Annotated in this window: 25 protein-coding genes, 2 tRNA genes and 1 pseudogene; 12 read left to right on the top strand and 16 right to left on the bottom strand. The window is 71.5% G+C overall.

Features of this window, described 5'->3' with window-relative positions; all coding sequences use genetic code 11:
- The first annotated feature begins 1 nt into the window (after nt 1).
- A complete protein-coding gene (locus tag O7635_RS10080; RefSeq protein ID WP_278080152.1) occupies nt 2-829 on the top strand; it encodes a MerR family transcriptional regulator in 828 nt (275 codons plus the stop codon).
- Here O7635_RS10080 and O7635_RS10075 read toward each other — a convergent pair.
- Together O7635_RS10075 and O7635_RS10070 are read right to left on the bottom strand one after the other, a co-directional pair.
- Nucleotides 786-2,033, bottom strand: coding sequence for a HAMP domain-containing sensor histidine kinase (locus tag O7635_RS10075; protein ID WP_278080151.1), 1,248 nt, complete (start codon nt 2,031-2,033; stop codon nt 786-788). The genes O7635_RS10080 and O7635_RS10075 overlap by 44 nt on opposite strands.
- Nucleotides 2,030-2,686, bottom strand: coding sequence for a response regulator transcription factor (locus tag O7635_RS10070; protein ID WP_278080150.1), 657 nt, complete (start codon nt 2,684-2,686; stop codon nt 2,030-2,032). Before O7635_RS10070 ends, O7635_RS10075 begins: the two co-directional genes overlap by 4 nt.
- Before the next feature lie 126 nt (nt 2,687-2,812).
- Here O7635_RS10070 and O7635_RS10065 point away from each other — a divergent pair, with 126 nt between their 5' ends.
- The 9 genes from O7635_RS10065 to O7635_RS10025 all read left to right on the top strand — a co-directional run bounded on the left by O7635_RS10065 (nt 2,813) and on the right by O7635_RS10025 (nt 9,402).
- Nucleotides 2,813-3,331, top strand: coding sequence for a hypothetical protein (locus O7635_RS10065; protein ID WP_278080149.1), 519 nt, complete (start codon nt 2,813-2,815; stop codon nt 3,329-3,331).
- A complete protein-coding gene (locus tag O7635_RS10060; RefSeq protein WP_278080148.1) occupies nt 3,328-4,356 on the top strand; it encodes a peptidoglycan-binding domain-containing protein in 1,029 nt (342 codons plus the stop codon). The genes O7635_RS10065 and O7635_RS10060 overlap by 4 nt, the downstream gene beginning before the upstream one ends.
- Complete coding sequence (locus O7635_RS10055) at nt 4,353-5,021, top strand: ABC transporter ATP-binding protein (protein WP_278080147.1); 669 nt, start codon at nt 4,353-4,355, stop codon at nt 5,019-5,021. The genes O7635_RS10060 and O7635_RS10055 overlap by 4 nt, the downstream gene beginning before the upstream one ends.
- Nucleotides 5,018-6,193 carry an ABC transporter permease gene (locus O7635_RS10050; RefSeq protein ID WP_278080146.1) on the top strand — a complete coding sequence of 392 codons (1,176 nt, stop codon included), beginning with the start codon at nt 5,018-5,020 and terminating at the stop codon, nt 6,191-6,193. Before O7635_RS10055 ends, O7635_RS10050 begins: the two co-directional genes overlap by 4 nt.
- Before the next feature lie 45 nt (nt 6,194-6,238).
- Complete coding sequence (locus O7635_RS10045) at nt 6,239-6,577, top strand: PadR family transcriptional regulator (RefSeq protein WP_278080145.1); 339 nt, start codon at nt 6,239-6,241, stop codon at nt 6,575-6,577.
- On the top strand, nt 6,574-7,413 hold the full coding sequence (locus O7635_RS10040; protein ID WP_278080144.1) for an ATP-binding cassette domain-containing protein: 840 nt from the start codon (nt 6,574-6,576) through the stop codon (nt 7,411-7,413). The genes O7635_RS10045 and O7635_RS10040 overlap by 4 nt, the downstream gene beginning before the upstream one ends.
- On the top strand, nt 7,410-8,093 hold the full coding sequence (locus tag O7635_RS10035; RefSeq protein ID WP_278080143.1) for a hypothetical protein: 684 nt from the start codon (nt 7,410-7,412) through the stop codon (nt 8,091-8,093). The genes O7635_RS10040 and O7635_RS10035 overlap by 4 nt, the downstream gene beginning before the upstream one ends.
- A 77-nt stretch (nt 8,094-8,170) precedes the next feature.
- Nucleotides 8,171-9,040, top strand: coding sequence for a mechanosensitive ion channel family protein (locus O7635_RS10030; RefSeq protein ID WP_278080142.1), 870 nt, complete (start codon nt 8,171-8,173; stop codon nt 9,038-9,040).
- Entirely contained in the window at nt 9,037-9,402 is a 366-nt protein-coding gene (locus O7635_RS10025) for a hypothetical protein (RefSeq protein ID WP_278080141.1), read from the top strand. Before O7635_RS10030 ends, O7635_RS10025 begins: the two co-directional genes overlap by 4 nt.
- A gap of 60 nt (nt 9,403-9,462) precedes the next feature.
- Here O7635_RS10025 and O7635_RS10020 read toward each other — a convergent pair whose 3' ends face one another.
- A complete protein-coding gene (locus O7635_RS10020) occupies nt 9,463-9,900 on the bottom strand; it encodes a DinB family protein (RefSeq protein ID WP_278080140.1) in 438 nt (145 codons plus the stop codon).
- Nucleotides 9,901-9,965: 65 nt separating this feature from the next.
- Between O7635_RS10020 and O7635_RS10015 the strand changes: the two genes are divergently transcribed.
- Nucleotides 9,966-10,658, top strand: coding sequence for a helix-turn-helix transcriptional regulator (locus O7635_RS10015; protein WP_278080139.1), 693 nt, complete (start codon nt 9,966-9,968; stop codon nt 10,656-10,658).
- Here O7635_RS10015 and O7635_RS10010 read toward each other — a convergent pair.
- The 8 genes from O7635_RS10010 to O7635_RS09975 form a co-directional block, all read right to left on the bottom strand.
- Nucleotides 10,645-11,106 carry a hypothetical protein gene (locus tag O7635_RS10010; RefSeq protein WP_278080138.1) on the bottom strand — a complete coding sequence of 154 codons (462 nt, stop codon included), beginning with the start codon at nt 11,104-11,106 and terminating at the stop codon, nt 10,645-10,647. The two genes, O7635_RS10015 and O7635_RS10010, sit on opposite strands and share 14 nt — an antisense overlap.
- Nucleotides 11,107-11,161: 55 nt before the next feature.
- Nucleotides 11,162-11,237 (bottom strand) — tRNA-Ala (locus tag O7635_RS10005).
- A gap of 27 nt (nt 11,238-11,264) precedes the next feature.
- Nucleotides 11,265-11,393 carry a DLW-39 family protein gene (locus O7635_RS10000; protein ID WP_278080137.1) on the bottom strand — a complete coding sequence of 43 codons (129 nt, stop codon included), beginning with the start codon at nt 11,391-11,393 and terminating at the stop codon, nt 11,265-11,267.
- A gap of 46 nt (nt 11,394-11,439) precedes the next feature.
- A tRNA-Ile gene (locus O7635_RS09995) sits at nt 11,440-11,513 on the bottom strand.
- Nucleotides 11,514-11,611: 98 nt separating this feature from the next.
- Nucleotides 11,612-12,451, bottom strand: coding sequence for a DUF3566 domain-containing protein (locus O7635_RS09990; RefSeq protein ID WP_278080136.1), 840 nt, complete (start codon nt 12,449-12,451; stop codon nt 11,612-11,614).
- A gap of 3 nt (nt 12,452-12,454) precedes the next feature.
- A complete protein-coding gene (gene gyrA, locus O7635_RS09985) occupies nt 12,455-14,980 on the bottom strand; it encodes a DNA gyrase subunit A (RefSeq protein WP_278080135.1) in 2,526 nt (841 codons plus the stop codon).
- 141 nt (nt 14,981-15,121) lie between these two features.
- Complete coding sequence (gyrB, locus tag O7635_RS09980; protein ID WP_278080134.1) at nt 15,122-17,068, bottom strand: DNA topoisomerase (ATP-hydrolyzing) subunit B; 1,947 nt, start codon at nt 17,066-17,068, stop codon at nt 15,122-15,124.
- A gap of 371 nt (nt 17,069-17,439) precedes the next feature.
- Nucleotides 17,440-17,622, bottom strand: coding sequence for a hypothetical protein (locus O7635_RS09975; RefSeq protein WP_278080133.1), 183 nt, complete (start codon nt 17,620-17,622; stop codon nt 17,440-17,442).
- A gap of 52 nt (nt 17,623-17,674) precedes the next feature.
- Between O7635_RS09975 and O7635_RS09970 the strand changes: the two genes are divergently transcribed.
- Nucleotides 17,675-18,229: a hypothetical protein gene (locus O7635_RS09970; protein ID WP_278080132.1), complete on the top strand. Its 555-nt coding sequence runs from the start codon at nt 17,675-17,677 to the stop codon at nt 18,227-18,229.
- A 199-nt stretch (nt 18,230-18,428) separates the two neighbouring features.
- Here O7635_RS09970 and O7635_RS09965 read toward each other — a convergent pair.
- The 5 genes and pseudogenes from O7635_RS09965 to dnaA all read right to left on the bottom strand — a co-directional run.
- Nucleotides 18,429-18,935, bottom strand: a pseudogene (locus O7635_RS09965) (DciA family protein); the annotation flags it as partial.
- 274 nt (nt 18,936-19,209) lie between these two features.
- Nucleotides 19,210-20,331: a DNA replication/repair protein RecF gene (gene recF, locus O7635_RS09960; protein ID WP_278080130.1), complete on the bottom strand. Its 1,122-nt coding sequence runs from the start codon at nt 20,329-20,331 to the stop codon at nt 19,210-19,212.
- Nucleotides 20,332-20,334: 3 nt separating this feature from the next.
- Nucleotides 20,335-21,207 (bottom strand): phosphogluconate dehydrogenase (NAD(+)-dependent, decarboxylating), encoded by an 873-nt coding sequence (gene gnd, locus O7635_RS09955; RefSeq protein ID WP_278080129.1) that lies wholly within the window; start codon nt 21,205-21,207, stop codon nt 20,335-20,337.
- A 52-nt stretch (nt 21,208-21,259) separates the two neighbouring features.
- Nucleotides 21,260-22,393: a DNA polymerase III subunit beta gene (dnaN, locus tag O7635_RS09950; RefSeq protein WP_278080128.1), complete on the bottom strand. Its 1,134-nt coding sequence runs from the start codon at nt 22,391-22,393 to the stop codon at nt 21,260-21,262.
- 826 nt (nt 22,394-23,219) lie between these two features.
- The gene (dnaA, locus tag O7635_RS09945) at nt 23,220-25,196 is read right to left on the bottom strand and encodes a chromosomal replication initiator protein DnaA (protein ID WP_278080127.1); all 1,977 of its coding nucleotides are present in this window, start codon (nt 25,194-25,196) and stop codon (nt 23,220-23,222) included.
- Between the last annotated feature and the right edge of the window lie 111 nt (nt 25,197-25,307).

The following is a 25,307-nucleotide window of genomic DNA, read 5'->3' as shown; positions in this document are numbered from 1 at the left end:
GATGCGGCCCGGACCCGGACTGACGATCGGCGAGTTCGCCGCCCTCACCCACCTCAGCGTGCGCACGCTGCGCCGCTACCACGAGGCCGGCCTGCTCGAACCCGCGCGCGTCGACCCGCGATCCGGCTACCGCTACTACACGACCGAGCAGATCCCACCCGCCCAGGTCATCCACCGCCTCCGTGAGCTCGACGTGCCTCTCGCCGAAGTGGCCAAGATCCTCGCCACGGACGACCCGCAGCGCCGCACCGACCTCATCGCCGGCCACATGCGACGCCTCGAGGACGAGCTCGACCGCAAGCGGGCCGCCGTCGTCTCCCTGCGCCAACTCCTCGGCCCCGACCCGGCCGACCTCGACGTCGAGCTCCGTTCACTGCCGGCCCGCCCCGTCATCACGAGAACCGCGCAGGTCGAACTCCACGACTCAGTCAGCTGGTACGCACAAGCGATGGCCGAGCTCGACGCGGAAGTCCCGCCCTACGAGCGCACCGGCCCACCCGGCGGCCGCTACGCCAACGAGCTGTTCACCGAAGGCGTCGGCGTGATGACCGTGTTCCATCCGGTCCACCACAGCGCGGAGCAGCTGCCACCCGTCGACCTCGCCGTCGCCGTCCACCACGGCCCGCACGACGACATCGACGTCACCTACGGCCGCCTCGGCGCCTGGGTCGTCGACCACGCGCTCGCCGTCGACGGCCCGATCCACGAGACGTACCTCTTCGGCCCCCGCGACACCGACAACGAGGAAGACTGGCGCACCGAGATCGGCTGGCCCGTCTTCCGCGTCACCCCCGAGACGAAGCCCCGACCGGCGCCAGCGGAAGGCTGACCGACACCTCGAGCCCACCCTCCGGACGGGGCACGGCCGCGACGTCCCCACCGTGCGCCCGGGCCACCGACCGCACGATCGACAACCCCAGCCCCGTGCCGCGCGCCGAACCGACCCGATCCGTCAGCCGCCGGAAGGGCTCGAACAGCCCGGGCACCTCGTACGCCGGAATGACCGGCCCGGTGTTCGTCACCGTCAGCACCGCCTCGGACGCCGACGACCCCGTGGTCACCGTCACCGAGCCGGACGCGACGTTGTGCCGGATCGCGTTCTCCACCAGGTTCTGCGCGAGCCGCTCCAGCAGCACCGGATCGCCCGCGGTCGGCGCGGAAGACCCTGACCGCGAGAACCGCAGCCCCCGGGCCGACGCGGCGAACTGCTCGTGCACCCGCTCCGCCACCTCGGCCAGGTCGACCGGCACCGGGTCCGCCACGGCCTGTTCGGAGCGCGCCAACGTCAGCAGGCCGTCGATCAGGTGCTCGTGCCGGGCGTTCACCTCGAGCAACGTCTCACCCAAGGTGACCAGCTCCGGCGGTGCCCCGGGCCGGCCCATCGCCACCTCGAGCACGGTCCGGTTCACGGCGAGCGGCGTACGCAGCTCGTGTGACGCGTTCGCCACGAACCGCCGCTGGCCGTCGAACGCCGCGTCGAGCCGGGCCAGCATGTCGTCGAACGTGTCGGCCAGCTCGCGCAGCTCGTCGTGTGGCCCGGACAGCCCGATCCGCTCGTGCAGGTTGCGGTCGGCGACCCGGCGTGCGGTCGCGGTGATCTGGGTCAGCGGGCGCAGCGTGCGGCCGGCCAGCAGCCAGCCCACCCACAGCCCCGCCACGGTGACGATCCCGACGGCGATGCCACCCCGGGTGATCAGCGAGTTCAGCGTGCGCCGGTTGAGGTCTTCCTGGACCCGCTGGGCCAACTCGAGGTTCTCCAGGACGGTCTCGCGCTCGGCCTGGGTCAGCTGCCGGGCCTGCAGCGCGTTGTTGATCACCTTCTTGTCGACCGCCAGCCCGCCGAGCAGGTCCTTGGCGCTGGCCGGGAGCTGCTCGCCCCTGACCTTGTCGAGGACCGTCGACACGTCGACAGTCTGCCGGTCGAGCGTCGCGTCCATCAGCACGTAGGTCACGCCGAGCAACGCCACCCCGGCCACCAGGAACACCAGCCCGTACGCGGCCGTCAGCCGCACCCGCACCGTCCACCGTCTCATCGGATCTGGTACCCCACTCCCGGCACGGTCAGCACCACCTGCGGTTCGCCGAGCTTGCGCCGCAGCGTCATGACGGTCACCCGCAGCACGTTGGTGAACGGGTCGATGTGCTCGTCCCACGCCCTTTCCAGCAGCTGCTCGGCGCTGACCACGGCGCCGTCGGCCCGCAGCAGCTCCTCCAGCACCGCGAACTCCTTGCGGGACAACGCCAGCGACCGCCCGTCCCGGGTCACCGCGCGGCGGCCAGGGTCCAGCTCCAGGCCGGCCCGGCACAGCAGCGGCGGCGCGGCCGGTCGGGCCCGCCGGCCGAGCGCCCGCACCCGGGCCACGAGCTCCGCGAACGCGAACGGCTTCGGCAGGTAGTCGTCGGCGCCCAACCCGAGCCCGGCCACCCGGTCGGCGACGTCGACGGCGGCGGTCAGCATCAGCACCCGCGTGTGAGCGCCGGAGGCCACGACCGCCCGGCAGACGTCGTCGCCGTGGACGACCGGCAGGTCCCGGTCGAGCACCAGCACGTCGTACTCGTTGACGCCGAGGCGTTCGAGCGCCGCGTCCCCGTCGTACACCACGTCGACCGCCAGCGCCTCGCGCCGCAGCCCTTCACCGACCGCGTCGGCCAGCAACCGCTCGTCCTCCACCACCAGCACTCGCACCCCGCCATGGTCGCCGACCAGCGGATAAAGCCGCCATAAGCGTTCGCGCCGCCTTGATGCCGGCCTTATCCCCGGGCCGCTGGACTGCGTGCTGCACCCAGCGAACGCACTCCTGAGGAGGAGCCGATGAGACGTGCCGTCGTACCCCTGCTGCTGGTCCTGGGTCTGGGCCTGGCCGCCTGTGACAGCGGGAAGACGACTCCCGGGGTGGCCACCGCCGGCGGGGCCACGCCGACCGCGAGCGCCGGCGCCGCCGCGAGCGACGAGGAGCGCGGTCGCGCGTTCGCCGCCTGCATGCGCGACAACGGCGTCGACATGCCCGACCCGCAGCCCGGCGCCAAGACCGGCATCGAACTGGACAAGCTCGACAAGGACAAGGTGCTCGACGCCGTCGACGCGTGCCGCGAGTTCATGCCCGGCGGTGGCAAGGACGTCAAGCTCAACCCGGACCAGCTCGAGAAGCAGCGCGAGCTGGCGGTGTGCATGCGGGCCAACGGGGTGCCGGACTTCCCGGACCCGGATCCGGCGGGCGCGACGGTCCGCGAGTACATCCTCGACAAGCACGACGACGACGTGCTGGCCGCGCTGGAGAAGTGCCGCGACGTGCTGCCCACCCCCAGCAGCCGGCCGGCGGGTGGCAAGTGAGGCGGGCGGTCGTCGCGGCCGGCATCGCGGTGGTCGCCGCCGGGGCCGCGGTCGCCGCGGCGGTCGGTTTCGGCGGCGACGACGGGAGTACGGCGCACGCCGGCGACCTGCCGCCCACCAGCGCGCCGGTGACCCGGGAAACGCTGGTCGCCACGGAGGAGTTCGACGGCCAACTGGGCTACGGCGAACCGGTCGCGCTGCGCGGCGGCGGCGGCATGGTGACCTGGCTGGCCGCCGAAGGGGCGACGGTGTCGCGGGGCAAGCCGATCTACCGGTCCGACGGCGCCCCAGTCGTGCTGCTCTACGGCCCGCTGCCCCTCTGGCGGCCGCTGGCACCGGGCGTAGCGGGCCCGGACGTGCGGCAGTTCGAACAGAACCTGGCCGCCCTCGGCTACGACGGTTTCACGGTCGACGACGACTACACCGGAGCCACGGCCGACGCGGTCCGCGAGTGGCAGGACGACCTCGGCGTCGACGAGACCGGCACGGTCACGGACGTGGCCTACGCGGCCGGCCCGATCCGGATCGCGAGCCATGCCACCGAGGTCGGCGCACCGGCCGGCGGCACGGTGCTCAGCTACACCGGCACCACCCGGCTCGTCACCATCGACCTGCCGGTCGGCGACCGGGACCTCGCGGTGGCCGGCGCGGCGGCGACCGTCGAACTGCCGGACGGGAAGACGGCCCGGGGAAAGGTGGCGACGGTCGGCGCGGTCGCGACGGCCGCCGAGCCGGACGGCGACCCGACGGTCCAGGTCACCGTCACCGTCGCCGACCAGAAGGCGCTCGGGGATCTGCGGGAGGCGCCGGTCGACCTCGCACTCACCGCCGAAAGCCGGGCCGACGTGCTCACCGTGCCGGTCGCCGCCCTGGTCGCGCTGGCCGAGGGTGGCTACGGCGTGCAGGTCCTCGACGGCGGCGCCGGCCGGTTCCTGGCGGTCGACACCGGCCTGTTCGCTGGCGGTCGGGTCGAGGTCAGCGGCACGGGCCTGACCGAGGGCATGACCGTGGGGATGCCGTCATGACCCTGGTGGCGCTGCGCGACGTGCGCAAGGAGTACCCGGGCGGCGTGGTCGCGGTCGACGGCATCTCGCTGTCGGTGGGCGAGGGTGAGCTGGTCGCCGTCGTCGGACCGTCCGGCTCCGGCAAGTCGACCGTCCTGCACCTGGTCGGCACGCTCGACACACCCACCTCCGGCACGGTCGAGATCGCCGGGCACGACGTCGCCACGCTCTCCGACCGCCGGCTCAGCGCGCTGCGGGCCAGCCGGATCGGTTTCGTCTTCCAACAGTTCCATCTGGCGCCCGGTGTGCCGGCGCTGGACGCGGTCGCCGACGGCCTGCTCTACGCCGGTGTCCGCCGTGCCGAGCGGCTGGAGCGGGCCCGGGAGGCGCTGACCACGGTCGGGCTGGCGCACCGGATGCGGCACCGACCGCACGAGCTCTCCGGCGGCGAGCGGCAGCGGGTGGCGATCGCCCGTGCCGTGGTCGGCCGGCCCGCGCTGCTGCTCGCCGACGAACCGACCGGCAACCTCGACTCGGCCTCCGGCGCGGCGGTGCTCGACCTGCTGCGCCGGCTGCACGCGACCGGTACGACCGTCATCGTGATCACCCACGACCGGGAGATCGCGGCCCAGCTGCCCCGCCGGGTCGAGATCCGCGACGGCCGCCTGACGGAGGTGGCCGGGTGACCCGCCTGCGCTTCACGGACCTCGCCCGCCTCGGCGCCGCCGGCCTGCGTTCCCGCCCGCTGCGGGCGGTGCTGGCCGCGCTCGGCATCGCGATCGGCATCGCCGCCATGACCGCGGTCGTCGGAGTGTCGGCGTCGAGCCGGGCCGAGCTGCACCGGACCCTCGACCGGCTGGGCACCAACCTGCTCACGGTCGGACCGGGCAGCAAGCTGTTCGCCGACGAACCCGCCACACTGCCCACCGAGGCCGTCGCGATGGTCGGCCGGATCGGGCCGGTGACCTCGGTCAGCGCCACCGGCCGGGTCGACGCCAAGGTCTATCGCACAGACCGGATGCCGGCGGCCGAGAACGGCAGCATCGCGGTGGTCGCCAGCTATCTGGACCTGCCCGGGACGGTGGGCGCCACGGTGGCTCGCGGGGTCTGGCTCAACGAGGCGACCGCGCGCTACCCGACGGCGGTGCTGGGTGGGGTGGCCGCCGACCGGCTGGGCGCGGTGGTCGGGCAACCGGTGTGGCTGGGCGAAGCCTGGTTCACCGTGGTCGGCGTGCTCGGCCCGGTGCCCCTGGCGCCGGAGCTCGACTCGTCGGCCCTGGTCGGCTGGACGGCCGCGGCCGACTACCTCGGCTTCGACGGGCATGCGACCACCATCTACACCCGGGCCGACGAGGCCGCGGTGGAGGCGGTGGCCGCCGTGCTGGCCAACACGGCCAACCCGGAGGCGCCGAGCGAGGTGCAGGTGTCGCGGCCGTCGGACGCGCTGGCCGCCGGGCGGGCCGCCGACGACGCGTTCACCGGGCTGCTGCTCGGCCTCGGCGCGGTCGCGCTGCTGGTCGGTGGCGTCGGGGTGGCCAACACGATGGTCATCTCGGTGCTCGAGCGGCGGGGAGAGATCGGGTTGCGCCGCTCGCTCGGCGCCACCCGGGGGCAGATCCGGGCGCAGTTCTTCGCCGAGTCGCTGTTGCTGTGCGCGCTCGGCGGGGTCGGGGGCGTGCTGCTGGGCATCGGTGTGACGACGGCGTACGCCGTGACCCAGGGTTGGCCCGCGGTCGTGCCGGCGTGGGCGTCGCTGGGTGCGCTCGGTGCCACGGTGCTCATCGGCGCGGTGGCGGGGCTCTATCCCGCGGTACGGGCGGCCCGGCTGGCCCCGACCGCCGCGCTGGCCGCGCCCTAACTAGATGGTTCCGCTATCTAGATAGCCGTGCTAGCGTGCTCCACCGTGGATCAGGATCGCCGGGCGCAGTGGTTGCGGGGCGTGCTCGACCTGTGCGTGCTCGGGCTGCTCGCGCGCGGCGATTCCTACGGCTACGAGCTGGCGCAGTCGCTGCAGACCGCCGGGCTCGGCACGATCCAGGGCGGCACGCTCTATCCCGTGCTGCTGCGGCTGCAGCGCTCCGGCCTGGTCAGCGTCTACTGGCGCGAGGGCGGCGGCGGCCCGGCCCGCAAGTACTACCAGATCAGCGCCGCGGGCCTCGCGGTTCTCGCGGAGGCCACCGCGCAGTGGTCGGCGTTCGCGGGCGGGGTCGGCGGGATACTCCACGAAAGGACGGCCCGGTGAGACACGAGATCTGGCTGGCCGCGCTCACCGACGAGCTCCGGCGCCACGGCATCGGGCCCGACCTGGCCGGGCACGTGGTGGCCGAGGCGGCCGCGCACCTGCGGGACAGCGGCGAGCCACCACTGCGGGCGTTCGGACCACCACAGGCGTACGCCGCCGCCGTCGCGGACAGCGTCGGCGGCCCGGCGACGGCCACCGCGCCGGCGCGCGGGCGGGCGGCGGTCGGGCCCGTGCGGCTCCGGGCAGTCGACATCGTGAAGCGCTACGGGCGGCGCACGGTGCTCTCCGGCGTCTCGCTGACCCTGCACGCGGGCCAGGTCGCCGCGGTGGTCGGCGCCAACGGCTCTGGCAAGTCGACGTTCCTGCGGATCTGCGCCGGCCTGGTCGGCGCCGACCGCGGCCACGTCGAGCTGCACGGCAGGGTCGGCTACTGCCCGCAGGCCGGCGGCACCGCGGACTTCCTGACCGCCGGCGAGCACTTCGCGCTGATCGGCACCGGGCGTGGTCTGCAGCGGGGCGAGGCGGCCCGGTCCGGCGCCCGGCAGGCCGCCGCGCTCGACTGGACGCCGGGCGGCGAGCAAGCCCGGCACCTGTCCGGCGGCACCCGGCAGAAGCTCAACCTGGTGCTGGCCGACCTCGGCGACCCGGACGTGCTGCTGCTCGACGAGCCCTATCAGGGCTTCGACCGGGGCACCTATCTCGACTTCTGGCACGAGGTGTGGCGCTGGCGCGACGCGGGCCGGGCCGTCGTCGTGGTCACCCACCTGCTCAACCAGCTCGACCGGGTCGACGTGGTGCTCGACCTGTCCGCGGGCCGCGCGGGGGTGGCGGCATGAACCGCACCCTGACGATCGCCGAGATGACCCTGCGCGAGACGGCCCGCCGACGCGGCGTGCTCGTGCTGCTGCTGATCCTGCCCCTGGCCTTCTATCTCGCGCGGCGCGGCGACCACCTCGGACAGTCGATCCGGTTCGTCTGCCTCGGGCTGAGCTGGGTGCTGGCCACCGCGGCGCTGTTCGTCGGCTCGGCGGCCCGGTCGCTCGAGCCCCGGCTGCGGCTCTCCGGCTACCGCACGCACCACCTTTTCCTCGGCCGGCTGGTCGCGCTGTGGACGCTCGGTCTCGCGCTCTCCACGCCGTACTTCCTGCTGATCCGCTTCGACCAGCACAACGTGCGCTATGGCGCGATCGCGGTCATCATGCTGCTCGGCGTGCTGGTCGCGCCACTGCTCGGCCTGGCGCTGAGCGCCCTGCTCCCCCGCGACCTCGAGGGCATGCTGATCCTGCTGACCATCGTGGGCCTGCAGATGATCCTCGACCCGGCCGGCAACGCGGCCCGGCTGCTGCCGTTCTGGTTCAGTCGCGAGATCGGCACCTACGCGATCGACCACACGTCGGCCGGCTACTTCGACCGCGGCCTGCTGCACGGCGCCGTCACCGCGTCCTTACTGCTCGTGGTCGTGACCGTCGCGTTCGGTGTGCGCCTGCGCCGCCGTCCGCACGTCCGTTTGTCGTGATGCTTCTTACGTCCGCCGACTGAGCTTGGTGCGGTCGTCGGGCGCCCATGTCAGGATTGGTCGCCATGGTGGTGGCGATGGCTCCGGTGGACGATCTGACCGACTGGCTCCGCAGCAGCGGTCTCTTGATCGTCCTGTTCGTCACCGGCGCGATCCTGCTGTCGCGGCTGACGCGGTGGGTCAGCGGTCGCATCTACCGGCGGATCGACGCCAAGCCGACCAGCGCCGACCAGATCGCCGACGAGGGCGCCAAGCACCGCCACGTCGTCACCCAGGGGCTGACCTGGGTGGTCATCGTGCTGATCTACTCGATCGCGGCCGTGCTCGTCATCCAGCAGCTCGGCATCCCGGTCACCGGCCTGGTGGCGCCCGCGGCGGTGCTCGGTGTGGCGCTCGGCTTCGGCGCGCAGCGCATCGTTCAGGACATCCTGGCCGGCACGTTCATCATCTTCGAGCGGCAGTACGGCTTCGGCGACACCATCCGCATCGGCACGCTGGGCTCCGAGGGCGGCGTGACCGGCACGGTCGAAGAGGTCACCCTGCGGATCACCCGCCTGCGTACGCTGCAGGGCGAGGTGGTGATCGTGCCCAACGGCCAGATCGTGCAGGTCATCAACATGTCGCGCGACTGGGCGCGGGCGGTGATCGACGTGCCGGTGCCGGTCAGCGTCGACCTGACCCGGGCCCGGGAGATCCTCCAGGAGGTCACGGCCGCGGCCGTCGAGGACCCGAACCTGGGCGGCCTGCTGCTCGACGCGCCGACGGTGCTCGGCGTGCAGAGCCTCGAGGTCGACTCGGTGCACCTGAGGATCGTGGCCCGCACGCTGCCGGGGAAGCAGTTCGACGTGGGGCGTGAGCTGCGGTCGCGGGTGGCGATCGCCTTCCAGCACGAGGGCGTACGCGTCGCCGCCGCGGTCGACACCGCCGAGCCGATGGCCGCCTCATGAGCCGCCACCTGGGCAAGGTCCGCCTCTCCACGATCGTGCTGGCGCTGGTGTTCCTGCTCGCGTTCGCCGGCTACCTGCTGCTGCGTCCCGAGCCCCAGGTCGCTCGGGGCGAGTCGCGCCCGGACACGTCGAGGCAGCAGGAGAAGGACCCGCCTCCGAGCCACTCGACCTCGCCGACTCCACGGGAGAGCGAGTCGCCGCGGCCCTCGCGGTCGCCGAGCCGGTCGCCCTCGCCGACGCCGCGCACGACCCAGCCGGCGACATCCACGCCCGCCGAGCCGACGCCGGACGAGCCGTCGACCGCGCCCACCCCGACGCCCGACCCGCCCGGTTCGGGCCCGTCCGAGGCACCGAGCGACTAGCGCCACCCGAACGGACGATCCGGCCCGAGGGCACAGGCGTGGTTCGTCGGGCGGCGCCCCTCAGGCCGGGTCGAGCATCCGGGCGTAGTAGGTGACGTTCGCGACGTGCTCGACCACCTTGCGGATCGACCACGCGCCGTCCGCGGGCTCGTGGTCCAGGGTCTCGGGGTCGAGCCGTTCGAGCCGGGCGCGGTAGCAGGCGGCCAGCCGGGTCAGCCGGCTCCGGGCCTCGTCGAGGTCGACCTCGGTGAACGGCGCGAAGTCGGCGTGCGTGGTCACCCGCCGGCCGTGCCACTCGTCGGGGATCGTCGGCAGCCCGGCCAGCCGGCAGTCGATCTCGGCGAGGTGGTCGAGCAGGTGGTCGGCGACGCGGCGCATCGCCTTGTGCGGCGTCCAGGCGTTGCCGTCGCGGCTGACCGGGCGTCCGTCCCAGCCCAGCCAGCCGGCGGCCCGGTCCAGCACCTCGCCGACGGCGGTGGGAATCAGCTCAGTGATCATGGGCCTGACGCTAGGTGCGGGACGCTTCGGTCGGCGCCGAACTGTCCCAGGCCTACCGTGGAGCGATGACCACCGACGTCGACCTGGCCGCCGCCGCCCGGCTCATCGCCGAGCCGGCCCGGGCCGCGATGCTCGACGCGCTGCTGTCCGGGCAGGCGCTGGCGGCCGGCGAGCTGGCCCGCGCCGGCGGCGTACGGGCCTCGACGGCCAGCGGCCACCTCGCCCAACTGGTCGACGGGGGCCTGGTCGAGGTCACCCACAGCGGCCGGCACCGCTACTTCCGGCTCGCGTCGCCCGACGTCGCGCACGCCCTGGAGGCGTTGGGCGCGATCAGCCCGCCCCGGCCGATCCGCTCGCTGCGCCAGTCACGCACGGACGAGGCGATGACCCTGGCCCGCACCTGCTACGACCACCTCGCCGGGATCATCGCGGTCGCCCTGGTCGACGCGTTCGTGGCCGAGTCGATCCTGGTCGCCGGCGGTGACGGGTTCACACTGACGCCGGCCGGCGCGGAGGCACTGGCCGACGCGGGCGTCGACGTGTCCGCCGCGCGGGCGTCGCGGCGCGCGTTCGCCCGCTCCTGCCTGGACTTCACCGAACGCCGCCCACACCTCGCCGGCGCGCTGGGCGCCGCGGTGTGCGGCCACGCTCTGGCCGAGGGTTGGTTCGTGCGGCGCGCACCGGGCCATCGGGCGCTGCGCATCACCGACGAGGGCCGCCGTCAGCTCGCGAAGCGCTGGAACGTCACGACGCCGTAGCGCCGCCGGGCCGGCTCAGCATGCGGGCGACCATCTCGAACGAGGCCGCGCCCAGGTCGAGGTTGGCGGCGGCTTCGCGGATCGGCATGTCGACCTGCGGGTCGAAGCCCTCCAGCCCGGTCTCCTCCTCGACCACCTGGCCGAGCAGGAACATCGTCCGCAGCACAGCGGTGGCGGCGTCGCCGGTGTCGCCGTAGGGGACGCTCATCTCGGCGGAGTCCGCATAGAGGGTGAGTTGGATCCCGGTGCGCTCATGGATGATCTCGCCGGCGTCGTCGGTCAGCCAGGTCGACACCTCACCGAGCAGCAGCTTCGCGCGGTTGAGCACCCGCTGCCAGATCTCGTCGTCCGGCCCGGCGCCGAAGTCCTGATAGTCCTCGGCGGCTTCCAGCGCCTCTTCCCATCCCTGCCCGGGCTGCCGGCGGAGGAACATGAGGTCATAACTCACGGCCGCAGCGTACCGAGGGCTTCGCCGAGCCACGCTCGTCTCTTCGGCTTCGATGTGGTGGAGCCGAGGGGACTTGAACCCCTAACCCCTGCCTTGCAAAGGCAGTGCTCTGCCAGTTGAGCTACGGCCCCGACGGCGGGTGGAGCCGCCGGTTGGGATTATCGGAGGTCGGGAGCGGTGGTCGCCTCGTGCCAGAGAGCCCGCTCGTCGCTGGACTCCTTGACCTTCTTGGCCACCAGGGCGGCGACGCCCACGACACCGACGATGATCAGGAGCTTCTTCAACATCTGGGGTCGACCCCTCGCGCTCTCAAGGCTTCCGGACCGTCTGAAGTGGGGCTAGCTGGAATCGAACCAGCGACCTCAGAGTTATCAGCTCTGCGCTCTAACCGACTGAGCTATAGCCCCGTGCGACCGGGCAAGGTTACCGTACCCGCTCCGCTTCCCCCAACTTGGATACCGGCATGGCGCTGGGCGCCACACCGGTATCACCACGAAGGAGAACGTCAGTCGCGCTCGGCGAGGGTCAGCTCGACGCCGCCGACCAGGTCGGCGCAGACGTTGTAGATGAACGCGCCGAGGGTGGCCAGCGCGGTGAAGAGCACGACGTTGACGACGCCGATCAGCGCCGACGTGCCGATCACGCCCTTGGCCGTGATCTTGAAGGTGCTGCCCTCGTTGCCGCCACTGGCGCTGATCAGGTCACCCAGGCTGGTGTTGACCTTCTCGAAGACGCCCATCGCGTCGAGCGCCAGGTAGAGCACCGACGTCGCCACGATGACGACGATGAAGAGCACCAGGGAGACGGCGAACGAGAACTTGAACACCGACCACGGGTCGATCCGCTTGACGTTGAGCCGGGCCCGCCGGGGGCCGCGCGCGGCGCCACCGGCGACCGTCGAACGGGCCGTGCGGACCGCCTCGGTCACCCGGGCGGCGCCCACCGCGGACGCCTGGCCGGAAGCGGCCTGGCCGGGGCCACCGGCCGGCGCCGGGCCGGGAGCGGCACCCGGACGGGTCATCGTGGCCGTCGCCTCGGTGGGCCGACCAGGCGCCTCGGCCGGCCGGGCCGACGCACCCGGACGCGTGATCGTGGGCGGCGCGCCGGGCGAGGACTTGGCGCCGGCGGCGGCCGGTGCCTCGGGCTTGCCGTCGCTGTCGGAGGGCTTGTCCGGGGGCGGTGCCATGCCCGGGGCCCGGGTGAACTTGGGCGACGGTGCGTCCGCGGGGACTGCCGCTCGGCCAACCGCCGCGCGGCCGGTCGCGGCGCCGCCTTCGGCGGACTCGCCTTCGACCGGGGTCGTCGAGGCCCCCGCAGTCCCCGACTTCGCCTGTGTCTCCGTCATCAACTAGTCCTGTTCGTCGGGCTCGTCGGCATTGCGAGCGATGGCCACGATGGTTACGCCGTCCGGAAGGTCCATGAGCTTGACCCCCATTGTGTTCCGATCGCGCGTTCGGCGTACAGGCTTCACCGGAGTCCGGATAACACCACCGTTGCTGGTTATAGCAAACAGCTCGTCGTCAGGACTGATCACCACCGCCCCGACGAGACCACCCCGACGCTCGGTGAGCTTAGCGGTCAGCACACCCTTGCCGCCGCGCCCCTGCACCGGATATTCACCGATCGGCGTGCGCTTCGCGTAGCCGCCGTTGGTCGCCACCAGCACGTCCAGCTCGTCCATGCCCTCGCGGACGACCTCCATGGCCAGCAGCTCGTCGGCCCCGGTGAACCGCATGCCGATCACGCCCGAGGTGGCGCGGCCCATCGGGCGCAGAGCGTCGTCGGTCGCGTTGAACCGGATCGCCTGCGCCATCTTGGAGACCAGCAGCAGATCGTCGTCGGGACCCGCGAGCCCGGCGCCGACCAGCTCGTCCTCGTCGCGCAGGTTGATCGCGATGATGCCGCCCGACCGGTTGGAGTCGAACTCCTCCAGCTTGGTCTTCTTGACCAGGCCCCCACGAGTGGCGAGCACCAGGTAGGGCGCCACGCCGTAGTTGGCGATCTCGATCACCTGTGCGATGTGCTCGTCCGGCTGGAAGGCCAGCAGGTTGGCCACGTGCTGGCCGCGGGCGGTGCGACTGGCTTCGGGCAGCTCGTACGCCTTGGCCCGGTAGACCCGGCCCTTGTTGGTGAAGAACAGGATCCAGTCGTGTGTGGAGCACACGAAGAAGTGGCTGACGATGTCGTCCTGCCGCAGCCCGGCTCCGCTGACGCCCTTGCCGCCCCGCCGCTGCGAGCGGTAGAGGTCGACCTTGGTGCGCTTCGCGTACCCGGTGCGGGTGATGGTGACGACCACGTCCTCGCGCGCGATGAGGTCCTCCATGGAGACCTCGCCGTCGAACGGGACGATCTTGGTGCGGCGGTCGTCGCCCCACTTGGCCACGATCTCGCTGAGCTCGTCAGAGATGATCTTCCGCTGGCGCTCCGGCTTGGCGAGGATGTCGCGCAGGTCGGCGATGTCGATCTCGATCTTCGCCAACTCGTCGATGATCTTCTGCCGCTCGAGGGCAGCCAGGCGGCGCAGCTGCATGTCGAGGATCGCGGTCGCCTGGATGTCGTCGATGTCGAGCAGGTCGCGCAGGCCGCCGCGGGCGTCCTCGACGGTCGGCGAGCGCCGGATCAGGGCGATGACCTCGTCGAGCGCGTCCAGCGCCTTGACCAGGCCGCGCAGGATGTGCGCGCGCTCCTCGGCCTTGCGCAGGCGATAGGCGGTGCGCCGCTGGATGACGTCGATCTGGTGTTCGACGTAGTAGCGGATGAACTGCGCGAGGTTGAGCGTGCGCGGCACGCCGTCGACCAGCGCCAGCATGTTGGCGCCGAACGTCTCCTGCAGCTGGGTGTGCTTGTAGAGGTTGTTCAGCACGACCTTGGCGACCGCGTCGCGGCGGAGCACGATCACGATCCGCATACCGGTGCGGCCCGAGGACTCGTCCCGGATGTCGGCGATGCCGGCGATCTTGCCCTCGCGGATCAGCTCGGCGATCCGCTCGGCCAGGTTGTCGGGGTTGACCTGATAGGGCAGCTCGCTGACGACGAGGCAGGCGCGACCCTTCTTGTCCTCCTCGACCTCGACCACCGCGCGCATGCGGATCGAGCCACGACCCGTGCGGTACGCGTCCTGGATGGCCTGCGTGCCCACGATGAGGCCGTACGTCGGGAAGTCGGGGCCCTTGACGATGCCGAGCAGTGCTTCCAACGTGGTCGGCTCGTCGGCGTCCGGGTTGTCGAGGCACCACTTGACCGCGTCGGCGATCTCGCGCAGGTTGTGCGGCGGGATCTTGGTGGCCATGCCGACCGCGATGCCCTCAGCGCCGTTGACCAGCAGGTTCGGGATCCGCGACGGGAGGATCACCGGCTCCTTGGCCCGGCCGTCGTAGTTGTCCTGGAAGTCGACGGTGTCCTCGTCGATGTCCCGGAGCATCTCCATGGCCAGCGGGTCGAGCTTGCACTCGGTGTATCGCATGGCCGCGGCGGGGTCGTTGCCCGGCGAGCCGAAGTTGCCGTTGCCGTCGACCAGCGGGTAGCGCAGCGACCAGGTCTGCGCCATCCGGACCAGGGCGTCGTAGATCGCGGAGTCGCCGTGCGGGTGGAACTGACCCATCACGTCGCCGACGACCCGGGAGCACTTCACGTAGCCACGGTCGGGCCGGTAGCCCGAGTCGTACATCGCGTAAAGGATCTTGCGGTGAACCGGCTTGAGGCCGTCACGGACGTCCGGCAGCGCGCGCCCGACGATCACGCTCATCGCGTAGTCGAGGTAGGAGCGCTGCATCTCGACCTCGAGCCCGACCGGCTCGACCCGGTCGCGGCTGCCGACCGCGGCGGCCGCGGCTTCGAGCTCCTCGCCCTCGTAGGCCTCGGGGTTATCCGTCACAATTAATCCTTTTTCGCCCTAAATGCCGTTTTCATCCTGTGGATAACGGCTGTGGAAACCGACCTGTCTGTGGATAACTTCAGCGCTCACTCACGTCCGGGGCCGACATGCAAGACGCACGCCGACCCCCGGAACGTTGCGTCAGATGTCGAGGAACCGCACATCCTTGGCGTTGCGCTGGATGAACGAGCGCCGGGCCTCGACGTCTTCGCCCATCAGCACGCTGAACAGCTCGTCGGCCGTGGCCGCGTCGTCGAGCGTCACCTGGCGCAGGGTGCGGGTCGCCGGGTTCATCGTGGTCTCCCACAGCTCCGGGTAGTTCATCTCGCCCAGACCCTTGAACCGCTGGATGTCGTCCGGCTTGGCGTTGGGCTTGGTCTCCTGGCGGAGCCGGATCAGCCCGTCGCGCTCGCGGTCCGAGTACGCGTACTGCGCGTCGTCGCCCTTCTTGTTCCACTTGATCTTGTAGAGCGGCGGCGACGCCAGGTAGACGTGGCCGAGCTCGACCAGCGGGCGCATGAACCGGAACAGCAGGGTGAGCAGCAGCGTCTGGATGTGCTGGCCGTCGACGTCGGCGTCGGCCATCAGCACGATCTTGTGGTAACGCAGCTTCTCGATGTCGAAGTCGTCGTGGATGCCGGTGCCCAGCGCCGTGATCAGCGCCTGGACCTCATTGTTCTTCAGCACCCGGTCGATGCGGGCCTTCTCGACGTTGAGGATCTTGCCGCGGATCGGCAGGATCGCCTGGACGCGCGGGTCGCGGCCCTGCTTGGCCGAGCCGCCGGCCGAGTCGCCCTCGACGATGAACACCTCGGACTCGCGCGGGTCGGTCGACTGGCAGTCGGCCAGCTTGCCCGGCATCGAGCCCGACTCCAGGAGCGACTTGCGGCGGGCCAGCTTGCGGGCCTGCTGCGCGGCGATCCGGGCGCGGGACGCCTGGGTCGCCTTGGTGATGATGGTCTTGGCCTCGCTGGGGTTGCGCTCGAGCCAGTCGTTGAGCCACTCGTTGCAGACCCGCTGCACGAAGCTCTTGACGGGGGTGTTGCCCAGCTTGGTCTTGGTCTGGCCCTCGAACTGCGGGTTGGCCAGCTTGACCGAGACGATCGCCGCGAGCCCTTCCCGGATGTCCTCACCGGTCAGCTTCTCGTCGCCCTTGAGGATCTTCTTCTCGGCGCCGTACTTGTTGACCACACCGGTCAGCGCCGCGCGGAAGCCCTCCTCGTGGGTGCCGCCCTCGTGCGTGTTGATCGTGTTGGCGAACGTGTAGACCGACTCGCCGTAGGACTCGTTCCACTGCATGGCGATCTCGACCGCCATGCCCTCCTCCTCGCCACCGAACTCGACGACCGACTTGTGGATCGGCGACTTGGTGTTGTTGAGGTGCCGCACGAAGTCCGCGATGCCGCCCTTGTAGAGGAAGGTCACCTCGCGGGCCTTGCCGTCCTCTTCGCTGCTCGGGCGCTCGTCCCGGAAGTGGATGGTCAGGCCGCGGTTGAGGAACGCATATTCCTGGAGCCGCCGGTAGATCGTCTCGAAGGCGAACTCGGTGGTCTCGAAAATCTTGGCGTCGGGCCAGAAGGAGACCGAGGAGCCGGTCTTGTTGGTGGTCTCGCCCTTCTCCAGCGGCGACGGCTTGGAGTTGGTGTAGGACTGCCGCCAGACGTGGCCGGACTTGTGGATCACGACCTCCATCCGGGTGGACAGGGCGTTGACCACGGAGACGCCGACGCCGTGCAGACCGCCGGAGACGGCGTAGGCCTTGCCGTCGAACTTGCCGCCGGCGTGCAGGACGGTCAGCGCGACCTCGACACCCGGCTTCTTCAGCTTCGGGTGGAGGTCGACGGGGAAACCACGGCCGTTGTCGACGACCCGCACGCCACCGTCGGCGAGCAGCACGACGTCGATCGTGTCGCAGTAGCCGGCCAGGGCCTCGTCGACCGCGTTGTCGACGACCTCCCAGACCAGGTGATGCAGGCCGCGCTCGCCGGTCGAGCCGATGTACATGCCAGGGCGCTTTCGGACGGCTTCGAGGCCCTCGAGCACCTGGATCGATTCGGCGCCGTACTCCTGCTTTTTCTGCGTTGCCACCTTGGCCACTTTCTCGCGCCGCCCCAGCGTCGGCTGACCGACGCTGGTGCGCGGGTATGGCGGGACGGCCACCAACGACCGGCGCGACCGGGGTCTGGGCGCGCCGTTCGCCGCGCCCTCCCGCGGTCACGATCGGCTGGACATGACACGCGGGCGGCCCCGGGTCGGGGAGGACCCGATGCGGTCGTCCGCGCGTCGTCCTTCGTCTGCTACCAATCTTACCGGGCGGGAGGCCCGAACACCCATCCGGCGCACCCCTAAAACGGCGCTAGAAGCGCCACAGCGGCGCGATCCTCCGTATCCGCGACTCCCCCCACACGAAAGGCCCTTCCGCGCGAGCCAGCCGCGTGCCGGCCCGTTTTCACTTCAGATCATGAGGCGCCTTCGGTGGCCGGTGTGGCCACCGGGAGCAGTGATCCCGGCAAATCGGATTTGAGGGCCATGATCCGCACTCCAATGGTGCCCATCCGGGGGTCGCGCGAACCGGTCACCGTGCCGTAGTTTCTGCGGCGCGATCCGATCGGGGCGAGCACGCCGCCGTGGGATACGCTCACGCCCCCACCTAGCCGGTGTCGGGATGCTGCTCAGCGCAGAAAGGGTGGCCCGATGGGGCTGGACAACGTCGCCGTCCAGTGGCCGCGCACCGGGCGTTTCTACGACCCGGTCGCTCCGGCCGAGTTCGTCGACTTCGCCGACCTGGCGGACGACCCCGACGTGGCCGCGCCCACCGCGGCCCTGGCCGGCCACATCGCCAAGACCGGCACGGTCCGCGCCACCGCCTACACCGAGCTCGTCGACCTGCTGCTCGGCCTCGCAGGTGTGCTTTACGCCACAGAGGCCGCCGCGGAGGACGAGGACCCGGTGATCGACCCGGACGGGTGCGCGTGGATCGCCGGCGGGCTGGAACGGTTCGTCGACGGCCATCGACCGCACGGCGAGTCGGTCACCTTCGACTCGGTGGGCGACGTGCTGCGGACGGCGCTGTCGGGCGGCCGGCTGGCCGACCAGCAGCTGCGGTGGCTGGAGGGCCGGCTCGACTCCCTGCGCGACGAGTCGGGCGACGCGCCGCAGTGGAGCTTCGCCCGCAGCGAGCTCGCGGTCCTGTCCCGCTTCTACCGCCGCTGCGCCGACCGCGGCTTCGCCGTCTACGCCGACTACTGATCTGCGCGCGTCCGCGGTGGTGCGGACCGCTCGCTCCCGCGCGCACCGGGCCACGGCCGGCTGCGCCGCCGCGGCCCTGCCGGGTCCGCGGCGCACACCCCGAGCACGTCGTGCGCCCGGTGGCGGCAGTGCCGGAACGCCGGCGGAGGACGGGCCACCCCGTCCTGGGGGCGGACCGAGGCCCAGCCCTGACGACCGATCAGCCGTAGGTGTCGCGGGGGCCACGGCCCTGGACGCGGCGCGGGCCGCGGTTCCAGGACGGGGCGGCCGGGCCGTGGATGTGCAGCTTCTTGACGACGTTGTGGCCGACCTCGCCGGCGATGCGCTTGAGCAGGTTGGCGGCGAGCAGGCGGAGCTGGGTGGCCCAGGCCGTCGACTCGGCCTCAACGGTGAGCTCGCCGTCGGCGAGCTTGATGGGGCGGCAGTGGGCGGCGATGTCGGGACCGACCACCTTCTCCCAGGCGCCGAAGACCGTGGCCTCGGCGGCCGGCTTCTGCCAGCCGCGGGCCTTGACGAGGCGCTGCAGCACGTCGCCGAAGAGCTGGGGGTCGCGCGGGTCCGGGCCGGGGCCGGAATAGCCGCGCAAGCGGCGGCCCTGGCCGCCGCCACCGGAGCCGACCGCCGGGCGGCGTCTCTGTGCGGCCGCGCCCCGCTTGGCCAATGCCGCGTCCAATGCCGCGCGGGCCAGCTCCGGACCAGCCAGCCCTTCGCCGGATCCGCCGGTGGCGTCGGACCCTACCGTGCCCCCTGGCCCATTCGGCCCTGCTGCGCCGCCCGGTCCATTCGGCCCTGCCGCGCCGCGCGGTCCATCCGCCCCTGCCGCGCTTCCCGGTCGATCCGCTCGGGCTTCGCCGCCGCCGGACCCTGCCGCGCCGCGCGGTCCGTCCGCTCGGGCTTCGCCGCCGTCAGGCCTCCGCGCGCGCCGTCGGGAGCCGCGTCCTGTGAGCCGGCCTTCGGAGCCGTCTCCTGTGGACGGTTGGTCAGTCGACACGGCGAACCGTCCCTTCGGCGACCTCGTAGCGGGCGCCGCGCAAGGCGGCCGGGACATCCTCTGCCACCGCGCAGGTGACCAGCAACTGGCTGGCGCCGCCGACGAGCTCGGCCAACCGGTCGCGCCGGCCGGCGTCGAGCTCCGCGAACACGTCGTCGAGGGCCAGCACCGGCTCGATGCCGTCGGCCCGCAGCAGGTCGTAGGCCGCCAGCCGCAGCGCCAGCGCGTAGGACCACGACTCGCCATGGCTCGCGTAGCCCTTGGCCGGCAGCTCGCCCAGCGTCAGCGTCAGGTCGTCGCGGTGCGGGCCGGTCAGCGTAACGCCACGCTCCACTTCGGACGACCGTCCCTCGACCAACGCCGCCAGCAGGGCCTGTTCGAGCTCGGTCCGGCCCGCGCCGGACACGCCGGACCGATAGGCGATGCCCGCGGCGCCGCGGCCCGCCGCCACCGCGTCGTAGGCCTTGGACACGAACGGGCCCAGCGCGCTGACCAGCTCGAGGCGCCCGGCCAGCAGCTCGGCGCCGTGCCGGGCGAGGTGCGCGTCCCAGACATCCAGTGTGGACAGGTCGCCGCCGCGGGTGCCGCCGGTCTTGCGGGCCAGGTAGGCGGTGCGCAGCAGGGCGTTGCGTTGCTTGACGACCCGGTCGTAGTCGGCGCGCACGCCGGCGTATCGCGGCTGCCGGGCGACCAGCAGGTCGTCGAGGTAGCGCCGGCGCTCGGCGGGATCGCCGCGGACCAGCTCCAGGTCTTCCGGCGCGAACAGCACCATGCGCAACGCGCCGAGCACGTCGCGGGCGCGGCGGACCGGTGACCGGCCCAACCGCGCCCGGTTGGCCTTGCCCGGCACGATCTCGAGCTCGACCTGCAGCTCGCGTCCATCGTGGACGACCAGGCAGCGGATCACCGCCGCGGCCGCGCCGGCCCGCACCAGTGGGGCGTCGGTGGCGACCCGGTGACTGTCCAGGGTCGCCACGTAGCCCAGCGCTTCCAGCAGGTTGGTCTTGCCGACCCCGTTGGGACCGACCAGCACGCTCGCCCCAGCGGGCAGGTCGACCGCCACTCGTTCGTACGAGCGGAAGTCGACCAGCTCCAACCGCTGGACGTGCACCGATCAGCTCTTGTGGATGGGGTGCCCGCCGAACTGGTTGCGCAGCGCGGCCACCGCCTTCATCGCCGGCGGGTCGTCTTCCCGCGACTCGAAGCGGGCGAACAGCGACGCCGCGATGACGTGCATCGGCACCGCCAGCCGGATCGCCTCCTCGACCGTCCAGCGGCCCTCGCCGGTGTCGTCGGCGTAGCCCTTGATGCCCTTGAGGCCGGGGTCCTCGTCGAGCGCGCGGTCGAGCAGGTCGAGCAGCCAGGACTTGACGACGGAGCCCTCGCGCCACGACTTGATGACACCGGGCACGTTGGTCACCAGCTCGGAGGCGCCGAGCAGCTCGTAGCCCTCGGCGTAGGCGTGCATCAGCCCGTATTCGATGCCGTTGTGGACCATCTTGGCGTAGTGCCCCGCGCCGACCGGCCCGGCGTGCACGAAACCGAACTCGCCAGCGGGCTTGAGCGCCTCGAAGATCGGCATGAGCCGCTGGATGTGGTCCTCGGAGCCGCCGGCCATCAGCGCGTAGCCGTTCTCCCGGCCCCAGATGCCGCCGGAGACGCCGACGTCGACGTAGCCGATGCCTTGCCCGTCGAGCCGCTCGGCCCGGGGTGCGTCGTTGCTGAACCGGGAGTTGCCGCCGTCGATGATCAAGTCACCGGGGCTGAGATGGGTGGCCAGTTCGTCGATCGTGCTGTCGGTGACACCGGCGGGGACCATCACCCAGACCGCGCGGGGCGCGGCGAGCTTCTCGGCCAGCTCGGCCATGGTCGTCGCGTCGGAGATCTCTGGCTTGTGGTCGAATCCGACGACCTCGTGACCGGCGGCGCGCAGACGTTCGCGCATGTTGCCGCCCATCCGGCCCAGGCCGATGAGCCCCAGCTGCATAGCGGGTTCCCCTCCCGTTGACGTGCTTGTTGCCCCTGCCCTACCCGCAGGATCAGCGGGTTACCCGGATCGGCATGATCAGGTAGCGATATCCGGGAACGATCTCGCCGTCGTCGCCGGCAGGCGAGATCACGGCAGGCTTGTACGCGTCGACGAAGGAGAGGACGGCCGTCGGCGCGAGCAGGTTCTGCAGACCGTCGATGAGGTATTGCGGGTTGAAGCCGATGGTCAGCGGCTCCCCCGTGAAGGTGGCCTCCATCGCCTCGCTCGCCCGCGCCTCCTCGCTGCCGCCGGCCTCGACGACCAGCCCGTCGGGGCCGAAGCTGAGCAGCACCGGCGTCGTGCGCTCGGCGACCAGGGCGACGCGGCGGACGACCTCGACGAGGGCCGGCACCGACACACGGGCCTCGGCGTTGTGGCTCGCCGGGAAGAGGGACCGCACCGGCGGGTAGTTGGCGCCGTCGAGCAGCCGGCTGGTGGTGCGCCGGGTGCCGGCCGCGAAACCGATCATCCCCTCGCCGGCGCCGCCGTGTGCGAGGGCCATCGTGACCTCGCCACCGAGCGGGCCCAGCGTCTTGGCGGTGTCGTTGAGGGTGCGGGCCGGCACGAGCGCGTTGAGGCTGATCTCCGGGTCCTCGGGACGCCATTCCAGCTCGCGCATGGCCAACCGGTAGCGGTCGGTGGCCAGCAGGGCGATGTTGCTGCCGGACAGCTCGACCCGCACACCGGTCATCATCGGCAGCGTCTCGTCGCGCCCGGCGGCGATGGCGACCTGGGCGACGGCGGTGGCGAAGACCGCGGCGTCGATCGTCCCGGCGCTGGCCGGCATCGCCGGCAGGCTCGGGTAGTCCTCGACCGGCATGGTCGGCAGGGTGAACCGGGCGCTGCCGCAGACGAGCTCGAGGTGGGCGCCGACGGCCGCGATGTCGACCGGCTTGCCCGGCAGCGCCTTGGTGATCTCGGCGAGCAGGCGGCCCGAGACGAGCGCGGCGCCGTCGGCGTCACCTTGAATCTCGACGGTCACCTGACTGGAGACCTCGTAGTCGAAGCCGGAGACCTCCAGCCGGCCGTCGGAGACCCGCAGCATCACTCCGGCGAGCACTGGCACGGAGGGACGGCTCGGCAGGCTCTTGGCCGTCCAGGCGACGGCGTCGGCGAGCGCGTCGCGCTCCACACGGAACTTCATGCGATGCCTCCGGTCGTTTCGGACGTGGCCGCTGCGGATACAAGGTGCCACACGAACCTTAAGGCGGGGCCTGCTCTGACGTGCGCCCGACCCCGAGGTTTCTGGCGAGGTTCCAGCCGCATGCACAAATCCCCAGACGTGATGATTGGTTTTCTTCTCTCTAAAGAGATATCTAGTCGTCTTCATCGGTGCTGTGCGAACTGTGGAGAACCCGCGTTTCCGCTGCTCAGACACGTTATCCACCGGTGGCGAACGTGTGGAGGAACCTGCGCGTAACTCGGCCGCCGATCCACAGCCGATCCTTCGCACACAGCGACGCCGAGTTGTCCACCGGTTGTCCACGGGGTTTACCCACCGTTTCTCCCCAGGCCCCCGGAGATCATCTTCGGTGTATCCCCAGAACCTTCAACACACTCCGCACATGGTGTGCACCGCTGTGGATGCATGACCCGACGTCCACAGCTCTGTCCCCAGCCCTCGTCCACAGCCTGTGTGGACATCGACGAGCACGACCGAAGCGCTGTCCACGACGGTGGACAGCGGCTGTGGATTCGATGTGGGAACTGTGGATGAACGCGAGTCACCTGTGTGTTCTGCGGATAACCACTCCTTACCTGGGGACAACTCTGGGGACGCAGGCTGATCCAGACTGATCGTAGTAAACAACCTAATCCGGACAATACTGGAAACGCGGACAGCAATGATTTCCCGTCCTGTGGACATGGCTGGGTGCACAGCTGTGGATGGGATGTGGAAAAGGGCGCCGACCTGTGGATCGACGCCCGCCTGTGAACAGACTGTTTTACCTGTGCATAACCGCGTGCACTCAGGAGGTCTGTTTGATCCTGTTGGTGAGTTCGGCGATCTGGTTGTAGAGCGAGCGCCGTTCCGCCATCTGCTGGCGGATCTTCCGGTCGGCGTGCATCACCGTGGTGTGGTCGCGGCCGCCGAACGCCTGCCCGATCCGGGGCAGCGAGAGGTCGGTCAGCTCACGACAGAGATACATGGCCACCTGGCGGGCGTTGACGAGCACCCGCGAGCGGGAGTGGCCACGCAGGTCCTCGAGCGAGACGCCGAAGTAGTCCGCGGTCGACACCATGATCTGGTCGGCGGTGATCTCCGGGCCTGAGCCGTCCGGGATGAAGTCGCGGAGCACCTCTTCGGCGATCGCGAGCTCCACCGGCGAACGGGTCAGCGACGCGAACGCGGTCACCCGGATCAGCGCGCCCTCGAGCTCACGGATCGAGTTGGCGATCCGGGAGGCGATGAACTCCAGCACGTCCGGTGGCGCGTACAGCCGCTCCTGTGCCGCCTTTTTCTGCAGGATCGCGATGCGCGTCTCGAGGTCGGGCGGTTGGATGTCGGCCAGCAGGCCCCACTCGAACCGGGTGCGGAGCCGATCCTCCAATGTGGCCAGCTGCTTCGGCGACCGGTCGGACGTGATGACGATCTGCTTGTTGGCGTTGTGCAGCGTATTGAAGGTGTGGAAGAACTCCTCCTGCGTACGCTCGCGGTTCTCCAGGAACTGGATGTCGTCGATCAGCAGGATGTCGACGTCGCGGTAGCGCCGCTGGAACGCGCTCGTCTTGTCGTCGCGCAGCGAGTTGATGAAGTCGTTGGTGAACTCTTCGGTCGAGACGTAGCGCACCGACCGCGCGTTGCCCAGCGTCGTCGCGTAGTGGCCGATGGCGTGCAGCAGGTGCGTCTTGCCCAACCCGGAACTGCCATAGATGAACAGCGGGTTGTACGCCTTCGCGGGCGACTCGGCGACCGCCACCGACGCGGCGTGCGCGAACCGGTTGGACGAGCCGATGACGAACGTCTCGAACATGTATTTCGGGTTGAGCCGGTTGCCGCCGGCGTCCCCGCCGGTCCGGCGGTCGTCGCGACGGCCGGGGCCACTGTCGCCGCCCTCGCGGCGCAACGGCTGCGTCGGCGGCTCGTCGGCGATGGGTCGCGCTTCCTCGCGCGGTTGGTACGGCGTCCCGTAGGTGGTGCCGCCGCTCGAATAGCCGGGGACGGCTTGGGGCGGGGCCGGCGGGTAGGGGGTGCTGAACAGCGCGTCCTGGCGGTCGCGCTCGGCGTCCCGGGGCGTCGGGTTGGCAGCGGGCACCTGGGGGCGGGCCTTGCCGACGGCGCCGCTGCCGGCCGGGCGACTGGCGCTGCCGGCGTTCGGAGCGGCCGGGCTGGTGGGCGCCGCCTCCACCGGGGGGTTGGGCCGGGGTTGGATGACGCTGTGCAGCGCGGTCGGTGCGTTGAGCGCGGTGACCGGGTCCTGCTTGTCCTGGGGTGCCGGGGGCGGCGGTGGGACAGCGGGCGGTCGGACAGAGGGCTGGGGCGGCGTGCCGGGCTGGCGGGGAGCGGGCGGCGTGGTCGCCGGGCCCGGCTTGGCCGCCGGCTCGGCCGGGGCGCTCGGGCCCGCGGTGTCCGGTGGGGTGGTCCGCTGCTGCGGCGGGTACGCGAAACCGCCGCCCTCGTCCGGCGCCGGCCCCGGCCCCGGCCCCGGCGGGAAGCCGGTCGGTGCGGGCCGCACCTGGCCGTCCTCGGGGGCGCGGACCGTGACGGCGACCTGGATCGCGCGGCCCATTCGCCGGGACAGCGCCTCGGTGATCGCGGGCCGCAGCCGGGACTCGATGACGTCGCGGGTGAAGGCGTCCGGCACGGAGAGCAGCGCGGTGTCCTCGACGATCGCCCGGAGCCGGGTCAGCCGGAGGTAGGCACGCTGCTGGGCGGAGACGATCTCGTCCGCGAGCTCGTCGGTCGCCGCCAGCCAGACGCCGGCGAGATCGATCGTCTCGGACACCCCGTTGCCACCCCCCTCGCTCCATGTGCTCGGCCGCGGCGGGCCAGGTCAGACCCGCTGCCACCTGGCACAGTCCCCCGCGTACGGGCGGCTGGCCTGACCGCTGTCCAC

The organism is Asanoa sp. WMMD1127 (assembly GCF_029626225.1).
GTDB lineage: Bacteria > Actinomycetota > Actinomycetes > Mycobacteriales > Micromonosporaceae > Asanoa.
Note: the sequence above shows the minus strand (reverse complement) of the source record. Positions and strands in the feature narration are given on the sequence as shown.